The sequence below is a fragment of the Nocardioides pini genome (assembly GCF_026712185.1).
GTDB classification, from domain to species: domain Bacteria; phylum Actinomycetota; class Actinomycetes; order Propionibacteriales; family Nocardioidaceae; genus Nocardioides; species Nocardioides pini.
The window spans coordinates 556,509-571,359 of sequence record NZ_JAPPUX010000005.1 but is presented as its reverse complement, the minus strand read 5'-3'; the positions used below and the strand labels follow the sequence as shown (position 1 = coordinate 571,359).

The window sequence follows — 14,851 nt, the reverse complement described above, 5'->3', positions numbered from 1 at the left end:
TGAGCGTACGAGTGTGGGACTCGATGTGCACGCACGCTCGGTCGTCGCGACGGCGATCGACACGATGACGGGTGAGCTGTTCAAGGAGCGGCTGGTCCCGTCGAACGAGATTGTCCTCGGCTGGTTGGGCAGGCTGCCGGGCCCGGTCGCCGTCACCTACGAGGCGGGCCCGACCGGGTTCGGGCTCTCCCGCGCGATGACCAGCGCCGGCATCCGTTGCGAGATGGCAGCGCCCTCGAAGCTGTCCCGTCCGGCCGGCGACCGGGTGAAGACCGATGCCCGTGACGCCTTGCAGCTGGCCAAGCTGCTGCGTAACGACGACATCACCAGTGTCCGGGTGCCGACGATCACCCAGGAGGCAGCACGCGACCTGGTCCGTGCACGCGAGGACGTCCGCGGCGACTTGATGCGGGCTCGGCACCGGGTGAGCAAGCTGCTGCTGCGCCATGGCCACGTGTATTACGGCGGCCAGACCTGGTCCAAGAAGCACCACGCGTGGCTGCACAGGATCCGGTTCGAGGAGCTCGGCACCCGATGCGCCTACGAGGCCGATCTGGAAGCGATCGAGTTCGCCGTCGCGCGCCGTGACCGGCTCGACGCGCTCATCACCCAGCTCGCGGCGGACAGCGAGTTCACCGACGTGACCCGCCGCTTGTGCTGCCTGCGGGGAATCTCGACCCTGACCGGATTTGCGCTGGCCGTCGAGCTGGGCGACTGGCACCGGTTCAACGGGCACGGCATCGGCGCCTACCTCGGGCTGGTGCCGTCCGAGCACTCAAGCGGCCAGTCCCGCCGACAAGGCTCGATCACGAAAACCGGCAACAGCCACGCCCGTCGGCTGCTGATCGAGGCAGCCTGGCACCACAAGGCCCGCTACACCGTCGGCCCGGTCCTGCGCGCCCGCTGGGAACAAGCTCCCGAGGCCGCGCGCGTGCGCGCCCATGCTGGCAACACCCGGCTCAACCAGCGCTGGGCGACCTACACCCGACGGCACAAGACACACACGGTCGCGAACACCGCGATCGCGCGCGAGCTTGCCGGCTGGTGCTGGTCCCTGGCCACCCTCGAGCCAGCCGTGTAGACCCGCAACGAGACTTGGCTGGCCCGTCGAGGACCTGACGAGCAGCGCGAGGAGAACCGGTCCGCGATTCGGCTGTGAGCCACGAGCACGCTCGTGACGCTCGACCTCAGACAAGCAGACCACTCCCGCCGCACGCCGTCCTGCGGTACCCAACCCGCGAATATCAGCATTGACCGCGCGTCGAGAACGACACGCTGCGACAGGCCCTACGACATCCACCACGCCAAGAGAGGCGCCGCCAACACACCCAGTGTCGGCGGCGCCTCACCACGCCCTCTTGACACCCGAGGGCTACATATCAGCCGACGGTGACCGTCACCTCGTTGGACACGACGTCGGAGTCGGTGTCGACGACGCGGAACTGGTTGGGACCGGTGCGGCTCGTCTGGACGTACGTCGCGAAGGTGCCGCCGCTGACCGACATGGTCACCGGGAAGTCCGACCACGCGCCGTTCTCCATCCGCTGCACCTGCAGGATCGCGCCCTCGCCGCCCTGGTAGGTCCCGGTGAGGTCGATCTGCTGCATCGGGCTCACCGACTGCTGGGCCGCCGACAGGGAGATGCCCGCGGCCGGGGCCTCCGACGAGGGCTCGGTGCCGGGGGTCGTCCCGGCCGTCTCCTCGGGCGTGGTCTCCGTGCTGGTCTCCGAGGGCTTGGGCAGCCGGAACGTCGCCGAGGAGGACGGCTCGTCGCTGGCCGCGGAGTCGTCGCCGATGCCGGTGGCCTTGACCCCGACCATGATGGCGAGGCCGCCGAGCAGGCCGATGACCACGGCGACGCCGACGAGGGCGATGAGCCCGGTCAGCACGGGGCGGTTCTCGGTGTCCATGTCGGTGGGGAGGGGCCTTTCACGCGGGTCGTCGGTGTCGGGCCATCATCCAAGACGGGTGGGTGCAAGGCCAACCGGCGAACGCCCGTCGGACAGGATGGGGCCATGCAGTCACCGTTGCGACACGGCAAGGCAGCCATCGGCACGACCATCGCCGGCGGTGCCCTCGCCGCGCTCTCCCAGGCCCCCGAGCGGGCCTCCCGCCTGCTGCGGCACCGCTACCCGACGGTGGCGGTGACCGGCATGACCGGCGTCGGCAAGACGCGCCTGGCCGACCGGCTGTCGCGCCGGGCCAGCGCGGAGGCGGCCGGCGGGGCCGACGTGGGCTCCGCGGTGATGGAGCGTCGTACGCGTCGCAACGCGCGGCTGCGCGGCTACCGGTTCCGCGTCGTGCCGGGCGAGAACGCCGCCACCCGGCTCGGGGCGCTCGACGAGGTCTTCCACGACGAGCCCGTCGACGGCGTGCTGCACGTCGTGGCCTGGGGTCACGCGACGCCGCGGCGGACGGGCGGCACCACCGGCGCGGCGCTGGCCACCCGCGAGGAGCAGCTGGCCGCCGAGCTCGAGGACTGGGCGATCACAGCCCACCGGATCGCCAGCATGGCGGTGCGCCGCGACCGGCCGACCTGGCTCGTCGTGGCGGTCACCAAGGCCGACCTCTTCGCCGACGACGTCGATGCCGCGGTGCGCTACTACTCCCCCGGCAGCGGCACGCCGTTCGGCGACAGGCTCGACGAGCTGCGCGCCCTCGCCGGCGGCGCCAGGCTGTCGATCGACGTGCTCCCGGTGTGCGCCCGCGGCGGCGACAAGCGCTCCGCGATGCCGGAGAAGGCCTGCAACGACCTCTTGGGCCGCCTCGAGCTGCGGATGGCCCAGCTCAGCGGCCACGTCTGACGCGTCCCGTACGACCGTCGACCGGACCGAACGACCTCGACCGCCCGGCGTCGGCGCTCGCCGGGCGGGTGGGCACGCGGCTTCGGTCCGATCGACGGACCGGGCGGGCCTCGGGTGGAGGTCCGGACCGGGCAGGCCGCGCGCGAGCCCGTCGTTCACATTTCCACGACTTCTGGTTTCGGCGCCGTTCATCGGGGCAGAAGGACGCCATGAGGCCGATCGCGATCAACCAGCGGGCGCTGCGGGGCGCCCGGGAGGAGCTCGACTCCGCGCGCGAGGACCTCCGGGCCGCACTGGGCGACCTCCACCACCCCGCCGACGACTTCCCGTGGCGCGACCTCGTGGTCGAGGGCGTCCGGAGCCTGGTCGACGACGCCGAGCAGGTCGCGACGAGGTGCCGCACCCTCGCCGGGGCGATCGACGACTCGGTCGTCGACTTCGACGAGCTCGACCTCATGGTCGGGCAGGCCGCGACGCTCGCCGCCGGCCTCGACCAGGTGACGCCATGACCCGGGTGGTCGCCGACCGGATCGAGACGCAGCAGGAAGCGCTCCAGTTCGGCGACCCGATCGGCTGCCACTACCACTGGCTCGAGCCCGACGAGGTCGACTCCTACGGCGACTCCGTGCGCCGGCTCGCCGCCAAGGTCGAGCTCGCCGTCGACGCCTTCGAGCGCACGTCCCAGCTGTCGGAGGACGTGTTCGCCGGTGAGGCGGCCGACACGCTCCGCGACCGCGCCGCCCGCCGCCGCGATGAGTCGGCGACCGTCCGCGACCACCTCCGCGGGCTCGGCCGCGCCGTCAACGCCTACTCCGACGTGCTGCGCCGGCACCGCGAGGGCCTCGAGCAGCTGCGCGACTTCGCCGTCAGCAAGGGGCTCGAGGTGCGCGACAACCGGATCTGGCCCCCGGTGGAGACACTGCCCGGTGACGCCGGCCAGAAGCAGGTCGACGCGTGGGAGAACGACTGGAAGGCCTACCAGGCCTGCTTCGAGGCCAAGGTGGAGCTCCGCGACGCCCGCCGGGCCGCCACCCGCGACCTCGTCCGGGCGCTGGCCGAGCACGCCGGCGTCCACCCCGACGAGGACCGCGCCAGGCTCGTCCCGTCCGGTGCCCGCGAGGTGCGCTTCGGCGACCTGCGCCGCGAGGCGGCGGAGGAGGCCCTCGAGGCCGTGCAGGCCGGCGACGCAGCGGAGGCCGCCCGCGGCACGGTCGACGCCCTCCGGCGCCGGGAGCAGACCGCGCTCGGTCGGCTCGAGAACCTCGTGCTGGCCGAGGCGCCGCCCGAGGAGGTCCAGGCCCAGGCCGCCCAGGTCCAGTCGCTGCACCGCGAGCTCACCGAGGCGAGGGTCGAGGCGCGAGACGCCGAGGCCGTCGCGCAGCGCGAGCAGGCGCAGGCCGACCGAGCCGCCCGCGACCTCCGGGACGCGGAGTCCGGACGTCCCCGCCTGGTCGTCGACCGTGCCGAGTGGGCGCCGGCGGACCGACCGACCGACCTGCGCGACCGCCTGGGCTAGACGCGCTCGTCGGGCGCCCCCGCCGCCCCCGCCGCCCCCGTCGTACGCCGCTCGCGCTCCGCGATCGCGTGCACGTCGGTGCGGGAGTCGTAGGACCAGAAGTCCCGCAGGGCCACGGCGGTCAGCACCACGCCGGCCACGCACGCCGCGCCGCCGCTGACGACGGCACCGCGCACCGACCACGCGTCCGCGACGAAACCGGCGCGCGTCTCGCCCACCATCGGGCCGACCGAGTAGGACAGCATCTCGATGCCGGCCAGCCGGCCCCGCATCGTGTCGGGGATGGTCTGGTTCCAGACCGTCGAGCGGAACACGGCGGAGACCATGTCGGCCGCGCCGGCCAGGGCCAGGAAGCCGCACGCCAGCCAGAACGACGGCATGAGGCCGGCGAGGGCGATGAAGCCGCCGTAGAGGCACGCGGCGATGACGATCGCGCGCCCGTGGTGGTGCACGCGTCCCACCCAGCCGCTGAGGGCCGTGGCGACCAGCGCGCCGACGGTCTCCGCGGAGTAGAGCAGACCGAGCAGCTCGGGCCGCGCGAACACCTCGTGCGCCAGCGCCGGGAACAGCACGACGGGGATCGCCAGCATCATCGCCGCGATGTCGACGACGTACGTGCCGAGGAGGTCACGGCGGCGCAACGCGTAGGTCAGGCCCTCGTGGATCCCGCGCAGGCTCGGCGGCGTGGTGTCGCCGCCGTGCGGGTAGGGCCGCATCGCGGCGAACAGCCCGGTCGCGACGGCGTACCCCACGAGCCCGACGAGGAAGCACCAGCCGACCCCCACGTAGGCCACCAGCAGGCCGCCGATCAATGGCCCGAGGAGCACACCGAACTGCATCGCGAAGCTGCTCAGCGCGTTGGCAGCGGGGATCTGGTCGTGCCGGACCGTGCGGGGCTCGAGGGCCTCGCGAGATGGCCGCTGCATCGAGCTGACCGCGGCGTAGAGCGCGGCGACGACGAAGATCACCCACACGCGGGGCTCGTCGAGGAAGGCGTTCCACGCGAAGGCCAGCATCAGCACGACCTGGGCGGCACCCGTGGCGACCAGCAGCCGACGGCGGTCGACGTGGTCGGCCAGCGCACCGCCGTAGAGCCCGAAGACGACGAGCGGGCCGAGCTCGACGAGACCCACGAGCCCGACCATGAGGTTCGACCCGGTGAGGTCGTAGATCGCGAACGGGACGGCGACGTAGGCGACCATGCTGCCGAGGTAGAAGACACTTCCGGCGGTGAAGAGCAGCCGGAAGTCGCGGGACTCCCGCAACGGGCTGACGTCCATGCGCAGTGCGCGCACGCGCTCGGTCCAGGTCACGAGCGTGGAGTGTCCCACCGACGCTCGCCGTGGGCACCCGAATTCACGCGGGCGCGACCTCGAAGCTCGTGACGGGGTTGGGGCGGGTGGCCCGGCAGGTGAGCTGCTCCGCGGCGCCGAGCACCCGCCGCACGCGCACCTCGTGCGTCGATCCCGCTGCCTCCAGGACGACGGTGGTGACGTCGCCCGCGGTGCGCGCCGACACGACGTGCACGTCGTCGAATCCGGTCAGGCCCGTCCGGCGGCGTACGTCGATGTCGGCGGCCTGCGCCGGCATGGGCAGGTCCGAGCGCCCCCGGAGGTGCTCGAGGAGCACCTCGCCCCGGTCCGTGGCCTCGGCGACCCGCCGGGCGGACTCCGGGTCGAGCCCGCCGTAGTAGAGACCGCGCGGCAGCACGACGAGGTTGCCGGCGAACCGGTCGCCCCCGACGTGGGACGTCTCCCAGACCCCGGCGCCGTGCGGGCCGGCCGCCAGCTCGAGGGCGACCGGCCGGCCGAGCTCGGCGCAGCAGGCGTCGTGGCGCCCGTGGGTGCACACGGCGAGGACCGGTGCTGTCTCCGGCCGCAGGCCGAGCGTCCTGCCGGCACCGAGGGCGGCCAGGTCGAGGTCACGCACGTCGTCGATCGCGTCGAGGTCGACGGCCTCCGCCCACGAGGACGCTCCCGCCGCCCGCGCGGCGACGACCCGGGTCGGTCCTCCGCCGGCACGCCTGCCGGGCCGCCGGACGAGCAGCACCCGGACCCGGTGCCGCCGCGCCTGCTCCTGCAGATGGGCACCCAGCCCCTCGGGCAGCCGGGCGTCGCGCAGGGCGTCGGCGCCCCACGGCCCGGGGTGCTCGAGGAGGAGGTAGCTGCGGACCGTCGAGGCCGTTCCCGCGAGCTCGTCGCTGCGGGCCCGGCTGGCCGTCGCGCACCGGAAGTCGGTCACCGGACGACCTCGAGCAGGCCCTCCCGCACCAGCCGCCGGCACAGCACGAGCGCGCTCTCGTCGTCGAGGGGGAGGTCGCCCGGAGCCAGCTCGGCACGGTCCGCGACGTGCTCGAGGGCCGGTCGCACCCGCGCCGGCACCCGGAGGACGCGGTCGCCGATCATCACCCGCACCTGGTCACCGTCGTCGACGAGGACGCACGGGTGCCCGCGCCGACGCCGCAGCCGGGTGCCGGCGTCGATCCCGGTCGCGAGGGCGTCACGGTCGAGCAGCGCGCCGGCCAGCCGTGGCGGGCGGCCGCTCAGGAATCCCTCGACCTGGCCCGCGGCGAGCGCGCCGGGGTCGAGGCGGCGTACGGCGTCGGCGACGGAGGCGAGGTGGTCGGCGAGGCCCTCGGAGAGGCGCGTGGGGTCGTCGAGGTAGCCGGCGGGCAGGTGGTCGTCGGGCACCGCGGCGAGCAGGCGGCCGACCTCCCGCGTCACCAGGCTGCGCCACGTGAGCTGGTTGATGCCGATCGTGAGGTGCAGCGAGACCGACTCCTGCGCCCGCGCGGCGTGGGGGGTGCCGGTGGGGAGGTAGGCCACGACCCCCGGCTCCAGCAGGAGGTCGCCCGGCCCGCCCTCGCCGTGCACCTCCCACATCTTGGTGCCGTGGGTCTGTATGACGAACACGTCGTGGGAGTCGGAGTGGACCGCGAAGCCCTGGGCCCCGGGCGGGGTGAGGTAGGCGTTGGCCTGGCAGGGATGGCCGAGCTCGAGCTCCAGCTCCGCGACCAGGTCACCGACGGGCGACCAGTAGCGCTGGAGGCCCTGCAGCACGATGGTGGCGCCCTCGTCGTGCAGGCGCATCAGCTTGACCGGGTCGACCAGGCCGGTGAGCGGCTTGCCGGCGAGGCTGCCGCCGCGGGTGAACGACGACTCGGGCAGCACCGAGCCGTTGCGGGCGACCCGGACCGCGGGGGTGCGGATGGCGGTCTCGGTGAGCAGGTGGTCGACGTGGGCGAGCGAGAGCACCTCGGCGCCGTACGCCGGGTCGGTGTGGTGGACGTGGACCGAGGACGCCCAGACCTTGTCGACGAAGGTCTGGGCGTCACCCGTGAGGCGGTCGAGAGCGCTCGGTCCGGATCCACCGATCGACGCCGTCGCGAGCGCCATCAGACGGGTGTGATGGCAAGGCGGAGTGCCGAAGGCGGGCCGCTAGGCCCGTCGAGCGCGCGACAACGCAGCCAGCGCGCCCGGATGGTGGCGCGCAGCAGGCGAGAGATCGGTGGATCCGGGCTCAAAGCGCGGTCCCGTCGGTGCCGTCGGCGTCGGTGGAGTCACCGTCGGTGGCGTCGGTGGAGTCACCGTCCGTGCCGTCGGCGTCCGTGCCGTCGGCGTCGGCGTCGGTGGAGTCACCGTCGGTGGCGTCGGTCGAGTCACCGTCCGTGCCATCGGCGTCGGTGCCGTCGGCGTCCGTGCCGGGGCCGGCTGCGACACCGGTCGGGTCGACGCCCTCGGTGCTCATCTCGTCGTCGCCGAGCGGGTTTCCGGGAGTCGTCATGGGTTCCTCCTCGCTGTGCCGCGACGGACGGTCCGCCCCGGGGATTGGGTCGAGTCTGGTGCGCGCCGCGTCCACCGTCCCACACCCCTGGGGACGGGGTCAGCCCCCGACGGGCTCGGTCTCCCGGACCTCGAAACGGGTCGTGCCCTTGACCTTGTCGTCGCCGCACGACTGCCGTCGCGGCGGACCGGCCACGGCCACGAGCTCGTCGGCGGGATCGCCGCCGGCCAGGACGTGCAGCTCGCGGGCCTGGTCCAGCGCCGGGCGGCCCGCCCGCCCGCGCGTCCACGGCAGCGGCACCTCGCCGCGCCCGACCGCGGTGCACGCCTCGACCGCGGTGTCGGTGTCGAGCCGGCCGAGCGTGATCCCGCTGGGAAGTCCGAGCAGGGTGCCGGAGAACCGGTGGCCACCGAGGTGCGTGGTCTCCCACGTGGCCTCGGGCCACGTCTCCGCGAGCCGGCCGGCGATCGGTCGGCCGACCTCGGCGCAGCAGCGGTCGCGCTTGCCGTTGGTGCAGACCAGCCACAGCGGGCCGTCGTACGCCGCCATCTCGGCGAGGTCGAGACGCAGGAGGTCCTCGGGCCGGTCGAGCACGGTGGCGCGCACGTCGAAGCCCGCCTCCGTGGCGCGGGCGTGGAAGACGTGGGTGCCGGGGCCGGCGCTGCCGTCGGGCCGGCGGAGCAGGAGGACCTTCATCTCGACCGACCCGAGGTGCTCGCGGACCGCCTCGGGGAGGCGGTTGTCGCTGACGGCGTCGCGGCCCCACGGCCCGGGGCTCTCCACGAGGAGCATCTCGGCGTCGGTGGGCGCCGTGCCGGCCATCGGCTCGTCGTCGACGAGGCTGGCGATCGAGCACCGGAAGTCAGGCATGGCCAGAAGTCTGACGGACGGGTCCCACCCGCCCGCGCCCAGGACCGCCGCCGGTCCGGCGCCCGGTCACGGAGCGCGCCTCAGAGCAGCCCGCGGCGGCGGGCCACCGCGGCGGCCTCGGTGCGCGACGCGGCCTCGAGCTTGGCCAGGATGTTGGAGACGTGGACCGACACGGTCTTGGTGCTGATGAAGAGCTGCTTGCCGATCTCGCCGTTGGACCGCCCCTCCGAGACGAGGGCGAGGATCTCCGCCTCGCGCGGCGTGAGCGTCGCCGTCTGGGCGGACGTGGCGGGCGCGGGTGCGGACCCCTGGGCGACGAGCTCGTCGAGCATCGGCTGGGCGCCGAGCGCGTGCGCCGCCTGCCGTGCCTGGTCGGCCACCGTCCTGGCCCCGGCGGTGTCGCCGACCGCGCGCAGCACCCCGGCCAGCCGCACCCGGGTCTGTGCCACCTCCGGCACGCTGCCGTAGGCGACCGCGGTCTCCTCGGCGGCGCGCCAGGCCGCGACGAGGTCGTCGGCCGAGGGCGGGTCGACCTGGGCCAGCCAGCACCAGCGCAGGTGCTCGGCGGTGCGCCGGGCGACCCACATGCGGTACTCCGGGCCGTGGCTGCCGTCGTAGGGGGCGTAGAAGTCGATCACCCGGCCGCCGTCGGCGACCATCCGCTCGACGTCGTGGGCCGCCGCGTCCCGCTCCTCGGCGGACTGGTGCGGCGCCGCGGCGGCGAAGGCCGCCAGGGTGAGGGTGGCGAGCCGCAGCCGGGCCTGGAACCACTCGTGCCACAGCGGCACGACCACGGCCACCACGTCGTCGTAGACCGACACCGCGAGGGCCCCGTCGCCCGCGGCGGCGGCCCGCATGATCTCGGCGCTGCCCGCGGAGAGCGCGGTGAGCCCGTCGGTGCCCCAGTAGTCGCGGAGCCGCTCGAGGGCCTGCTCCTTGCGGCGGCCGCGGATGCCGATGGTGATCAGCATCTGGTGGGCGAAGTAGAGCCACTCGAACACCATGGGCGGGTTCTGCCCGCTGACGTCGAGCAGGGCCCAGGCCTCGTCGAGCAGGCCCTGGTGGGTGAGCGCGACCGCGAGCAGCAACCGGGCCTCGGCGGGATAGGGCGACCAGGTCAGGCCACCGACCTCGCTGCGCTCGATCACCTCGCGGTAGACCTCGACGGCCCGGGGCAGGTCTCCTTCGTCGTGGTGGAGCCGGCCGAGCAGGTAGAGCGCCCGGAGCTCGGGCTCGATCAGGCCGGCCCGTCGCGCCCGGTCGGCCGCGGCGCGCCACCCGGCGCTCGGGCTCGCGCCGCCCTCCGGGTCGAGCCCCGCGACGGTCGCGTGCAGCTCGACGGCGAGGCTGGTGAGGTCGTTGCGCTCGGCCAGCTCGAGGGCCTGCAGGGCGATGCTCCGCGCCTCGTCGGCGTGCCACCCGCCCAGGCTCTGGGCGTGGACGAGGAGCGCACGGGCCAGGAGCTTCGGCGGGCCGCCCCGCAGCAGCTCGACGGCCTCCGCGGCGGTCTCGCGGGGCGACTCGGTGGTGTCGGTGAGCATCAGCGCCGACGCCAGGGACGTGAGCAGCTGGCCACGGTCGACGGCGGGAGCGTCGACCGGCAGGGCCGCGAGCCGGGCCCGGAGGACCTTCACGGCCTTCTGCACCCGGCCGGAGGCGATCAGCGCCTCGGCGCACCGTCGGGTCAGCGCGAAGACGTCGACGTCGGGCACCGGAACGCGGGCGGTGTCGACCAGCTCGAGCGCGTCGAGGAAGTGGGTCGCCGCCTCCGACGGGCCGCCCACGGCGAGCGCCTCCTCGCCCGCCTCGATGGAGGCACGCACGGCGACCGGGCGGTCGTCCGCACGGCGGGCGTGCTGCGCGAGCTCGGCCGCGGTGCCGATCGCCCGGCCCTCCCCCAGGGCGGCGACGAAGTCGGCGTGCAGCCGCATCCGCTCGCCGGGCAGGAGGTCGTCGTAGACCGCCTCGCCGAGCAGGGCGTGGCGGAACGCGTAGGTGCCGCCGCGTGAGGCGACGAGGACGTGGGCGTCGACAGCGTTGCGCAGCGCGGTCTCGAGCTCGGTGGCGTCGAGGTCGGAGACGGCGGCCAGCAGGTTGTGGCTGACCTGACGGCCCGCGACCGAGACGAGCCGCACGACGCGACGGGTCGTCTCGTCGAGGCGGTCGAGGTGCACGAGCAGCACGTCGGCGAGCTCGCCGGGCACCTGCCCCGACGACGCGGCACCGACGAGCTCCTCGATGAAGAAGGGGTTGCCCTCGGCGCGGTCGACGATCGAGACGTACTCGGCCTCGGACAGCGTGGACGGGTGGAGCGCACGGACGAGGAGGCGCACGGCGTCGTCGGCGAGCGGCTCCACCTGGAGTCGCTCGACGCCGCGCAGGCGCATCCACTCCGCGACCTGGCGGCGGAGCGGGTGGCGGCGGTGGAGGTCGTCGGCGCGGTAGGAGACGACGAGCGCCACGCCCGGCACCGGACGGGAGAAGAGGAAGCTGAGCATGTCGCGGGTGGACTCGTCGGCCCAGTGGGCGTCCTCGACCACGACGAGGACCGGGGCGCGCTCCGCGACGGCGGCGAGGAGGTGGCCGAACGCGTCGTAGACGTTGCCGCGGTCGAGGGCCTGGTCGCCCGACGCGGTCTCGCTGCTGCGGATCCGGCGGCCGGGCTGGAGGCGGGCGAGGGTGGGGTGCACCTCGAGCACGCGGCCGGTGACGTCGGGGAGGTCGGCCATGAGGCGGCCGAGGATCTCGGAGAAGGGGAGGTAGGGCAGCGAGCTGTCCGCGAGGTCGAGGCAGTGGCCGGCGACGACCTGCCAGTCGGCCTCGAGGGCCGCGTCGCGCAGGGCCATCAGGAGGCGGGTCTTGCCCACGCCGGCGTCGCCGCCGACGAGCACGGCCCGGGCCGGGGCGTCGCCGGGGCCACCCGCGCCGGCGGAGGAACCGGCTCCGGACGTGCGAATGCCGAGCTGGGCGGTGAGTTGCTCCAGCTCGGCATCGCGTCCGATGAGATCGGTGGTCCGCAGGGTCGGCACGGACGACATTGTGTCGTGCCGGTCAGACACTCGCGGGTCGATCGCGGTGTGGGTCACTTCTGGGTGTCGTCGGCGCGGACACGGGTCCAGCGACGGTGCCCGTAGTCCTTCCGGATCCTGTCCTGTCGGTAGGTCAGCTCGGCTCCCAGGAAGCTGTCGGTGGTGAACATGTGCTTCTCCTCTTCTCCTCGGCCCGGTTCCGGACCGTGAGTAGAGGTTCCGTCCATGAGGTAGGCCGGGACATCGGGCGCGTGCCCTATCTCCGGGCGGCCGGCTACCTCAGACGCGCGCCGCGTCGGCGTACGACCGGGGTCTGAGGTAGCTGCGGGCTACCTCGGGACGACCGGCCGGCCGGCCTGCCAGACCCCGGCGACGAGCGGGACGCCGGGGCGGTAGGCGAGGTGGACGTAGGACGGCGCGTCGAGGAGGACGAGGTCGGCGGCCTTGCCGGGGGCGAGGACGCCGACGTCGTCGCGGTCGAGGGCGGCGGCGCCCGTCGCGGTCGCGGCGTGGAGCGCCTCCGCCGGGCTCATCCGCATCTCGCGGACGGCCAGCGCGATGCACAGCGCCATGGAGGAGGTGAAGCACGACCCCGGGTTGCAGTCGCTGGCCAGCGCGACCCGCACGCCCGCGTCGATCAGGCCGCGCGCGTCGGGGTAGGGCTGGCGGGTGGAGAACTCCACGCCCGGCAGCAGCGTGGCGATCGTGCCGCTCGACGCCAGGGCCGAGACGTCGTCGTCGTCGAGGAAGGTGCAGTGGTCGACCGCGACGAGGCCGAGCTCGCAGGCCAGCTGCACGCCCCCGCCGTACGTCAGCTGGTTGGCGTGGAGGCGTCCGCGCAGGCCGCTGTCGGACCCCGCGGCGAGGATGGCGCGTGCCTGGTCGACGTCGAAGGCGCCGTCCTCGCAGAACACGTCGATCCACCGGGCGTGCGGTGCCGCGGCCGTGAGCATGGGGCCGGTGACGAGGTCGACGTAGTCCTCGGGGGTGGTGTCGGCGGGGACGACGTGGGCGCCGAGGAAGGTCGTGTCCTCGGTGAACTGGCGGGCCACCGCGAGGCTGCGCGCCTCGTCGTGGACCGACAACCCGTACCCGCTCTTGATCTCGATGGAGGTGGTGCCCTGGGCCCGCATCTCGGCGACGAGCCGGGCGACGTGCGAGGTGAGCTGCTCGTCGGTGGCGGCGCGGGTCTTCGCGACCGTGGTGCGGATGCCACCGGCTGTGTAGGGCTGGCCCGTCATCCGCGCCTCGAACTCGGCGGAGCGGTCGCCGGCGAAGACGAGGTGGCTGTGGGAGTCGACGAAGCCGGGGATGACCGCGCGCCCGCCGGCGTCGACCTGCACGTCGGCGGCGGGCGCGTCGACGGCCGGGCCCACCCAGACGACCCTGGCGCCCTCGACCACGACGGCGGCGTCGCGGACGAGCCCGAGCACGCCGCCGCCCTCGGCTCGCGCCGGGTCGTTGGTGGCGAGCTCGCCGATGCCGGTGATGACGGTCGAGACGGCGCTGCTCATCGGTGGTCCTCTCCCCAGGTGCGGGCGACGGCTGCCTCGAGCTCGAGCCCGATGTCGTAGCGCTGGCCCTCCTCGACGACCCAGCGTCCGTCGACCATCACGCGCTGCACGTCCTCGGCGGACGCTGCGAAGACCACGGCGCCCTCGTCGCGGCCGGCCCCGGCGGTGCGCGGACTGGCGGGGTCGACGACCACGAGGTCGGCGCGCCGGCCGACGGCGATGGCGCCCGCGTCGTGCCAGCCGAGCGACGCGTGCCCGTCGGTGGTGGCGGCGGTCAGCAGCTCGGCCGCGGCCCAGTGACCGCGCTGCTGGGTCGCGAGCCGCTCGTCGAGCTCGACGGCGCGCATCTCCTCGAACAGGTCGATCACCGCGTGGCTGTCGGAGCCGAGGGTCAGCCGCGCGCCGGCGTCGTGCAGCCGGCGGCTCGGCCCGATGCCGTCGCCGAGGTCGCGCTCGGTGGTGGGGCAGAGGCTCACGTGAGCCCCGGCGCCGCCGATCAGGGCGATGTCGTCGTCGGTCAGGTGCGTGGCGTGCACGAGGCTGGACGCCGGTCCCAGCAGGCCGTGGTCGGCGAGCAACCGCGCCGGCGTGACGCCGTACGCCTCGAGGCAGGCGGTGTTCTCCGCGACCTGCTCGGAGAGGTGGACGTGGAAGGGCCGGGCGTCGAGGCGGTCGGCCACCGCCGGCAGGTCGGCAGCGGGCACCGCGCGGACGGAGTGGACGGCCATGCCGGCGACGGCGTGAGGGACCGCCGCCAGGTCGACGGCCAGGGTGTCGACCCGGTCGGCCCACGCCTCGACGCTGCCGTCGCTGTAGCGCAGCTGCGCGCCCTCGGGCGGCACCCCGAAGCCGGAGGAGAGGTACAGGGTGTCGAGCAGAGTGAGCCGGATGCCGGCCTGCTGGGCCGCCTCGACCAGCACGTCGCCCATCTCGTTGGCGTCGGCGTAGGGCGAGCCGTCCGGGCGGCGGTGGACGTAGTGGAACTCCCCCACGCACGTGATCCCGGCGGCCGCCATCTCGCGGTAGGTCGCGCGCGCCAGGGCGAGGTAGGTGTCCGGGTCGAGCCGCGCGGCGACGGCGTACATCTGGTCGCGCCAGGTCCAGAAGGTGCCGCGGCCGCGCTGGGTGCGGCCGCGCAGGGCGCGGTGGAAGGCGTGGCTGTGGGTGTTGGCGAGACCGGGGACGACCAGGCCGCGCACCGGGATCGCGCGGGGTGGGTCGGCGTCCGGGGTGACGGAGGTGAAGCGGCCGTCCTCGACCTCGACCAGCACGTCGTCGAGGAAGCGGTCGCCGACCCAGGCGCGCTCGAGGAGGTACGCCGTCACGCGGGGTCCC

At 74.3% G+C, this 14,851-nt stretch carries 13 protein-coding genes; 4 read left to right on the top strand and 9 right to left on the bottom strand.

What is annotated here, in order from left to right; all coding sequences use genetic code 11:
• Window positions 1-13: 13 nt before the first annotated feature.
• Window positions 14-1,081 (top strand): IS110 family RNA-guided transposase, encoded by a 1,068-nt coding sequence (locus tag NYO98_RS19575; protein WP_268113498.1) that lies wholly within the window; start codon window positions 14-16, stop codon window positions 1,079-1,081.
• A gap of 298 nt (window positions 1,082-1,379) precedes the next feature.
• Here the strand turns inward: NYO98_RS19575 and NYO98_RS19570 are convergent, their stop codons facing one another.
• Window positions 1,380-1,910, bottom strand: a complete 531-nt coding sequence (locus NYO98_RS19570) for a hypothetical protein (protein WP_268113497.1) — start codon at window positions 1,908-1,910, stop codon at window positions 1,380-1,382.
• A gap of 105 nt (window positions 1,911-2,015) precedes the next feature.
• Here NYO98_RS19570 and NYO98_RS19565 point away from each other — a divergent pair, with 105 nt between their 5' ends.
• The 3 genes from NYO98_RS19565 (at window position 2,016) to NYO98_RS19555 (ending at window position 4,320) form a co-directional block, all read left to right on the top strand.
• Complete coding sequence (locus NYO98_RS19565) at window positions 2,016-2,804, top strand: DEAD/DEAH box helicase family protein (protein WP_268113496.1); 789 nt, start codon at window positions 2,016-2,018, stop codon at window positions 2,802-2,804.
• A gap of 209 nt (window positions 2,805-3,013) precedes the next feature.
• Window positions 3,014-3,313 (top strand): hypothetical protein, encoded by a 300-nt coding sequence (locus tag NYO98_RS19560; protein WP_268113495.1) that lies wholly within the window; start codon window positions 3,014-3,016, stop codon window positions 3,311-3,313.
• On the top strand, window positions 3,310-4,320 hold the full coding sequence (locus NYO98_RS19555) for a hypothetical protein (protein ID WP_268113494.1): 1,011 nt from the start codon (window positions 3,310-3,312) through the stop codon (window positions 4,318-4,320). The genes NYO98_RS19560 and NYO98_RS19555 overlap by 4 nt, the downstream gene beginning before the upstream one ends.
• Here the strand turns inward: NYO98_RS19555 and NYO98_RS19550 are convergent.
• From NYO98_RS19550 to NYO98_RS19515, 8 genes are all read right to left on the bottom strand, one after another.
• On the bottom strand, window positions 4,317-5,633 hold the full coding sequence (locus NYO98_RS19550) for an MFS transporter (RefSeq protein WP_268113493.1): 1,317 nt from the start codon (window positions 5,631-5,633) through the stop codon (window positions 4,317-4,319). The genes NYO98_RS19555 and NYO98_RS19550 overlap by 4 nt on opposite strands.
• Before the next feature lie 43 nt (window positions 5,634-5,676).
• Window positions 5,677-6,561 (bottom strand): sucrase ferredoxin, encoded by an 885-nt coding sequence (locus tag NYO98_RS19545; RefSeq protein ID WP_268113491.1) that lies wholly within the window; start codon window positions 6,559-6,561, stop codon window positions 5,677-5,679.
• Window positions 6,558-7,715: a JmjC domain-containing protein gene (locus NYO98_RS19540; protein WP_268113490.1), complete on the bottom strand. Its 1,158-nt coding sequence runs from the start codon at window positions 7,713-7,715 to the stop codon at window positions 6,558-6,560. Before NYO98_RS19540 ends, NYO98_RS19545 begins: the two co-directional genes overlap by 4 nt.
• 124 nt (window positions 7,716-7,839) lie before the next feature.
• Window positions 7,840-8,103, bottom strand: a complete 264-nt coding sequence (locus NYO98_RS19535) for a hypothetical protein (protein ID WP_268113489.1) — start codon at window positions 8,101-8,103, stop codon at window positions 7,840-7,842.
• 99 nt (window positions 8,104-8,202) lie between these two features.
• On the bottom strand, window positions 8,203-8,973 hold the full coding sequence (locus NYO98_RS19530; RefSeq protein WP_268113487.1) for a sucrase ferredoxin: 771 nt from the start codon (window positions 8,971-8,973) through the stop codon (window positions 8,203-8,205).
• 80 nt (window positions 8,974-9,053) lie between these two features.
• Window positions 9,054-12,002 (bottom strand): helix-turn-helix transcriptional regulator, encoded by a 2,949-nt coding sequence (locus NYO98_RS19525; RefSeq protein ID WP_268113485.1) that lies wholly within the window; start codon window positions 12,000-12,002, stop codon window positions 9,054-9,056.
• A 329-nt stretch (window positions 12,003-12,331) separates the two neighbouring features.
• Complete coding sequence (gene hutI / locus NYO98_RS19520; protein WP_268113484.1) at window positions 12,332-13,516, bottom strand: imidazolonepropionase; 1,185 nt, start codon at window positions 13,514-13,516, stop codon at window positions 12,332-12,334.
• Window positions 13,513-14,841: a formimidoylglutamate deiminase gene (locus NYO98_RS19515; RefSeq protein WP_268113483.1), complete on the bottom strand. Its 1,329-nt coding sequence runs from the start codon at window positions 14,839-14,841 to the stop codon at window positions 13,513-13,515. Before NYO98_RS19515 ends, hutI begins: the two co-directional genes overlap by 4 nt.
• Between the last annotated feature and the right edge of the window lie 10 nt (window positions 14,842-14,851).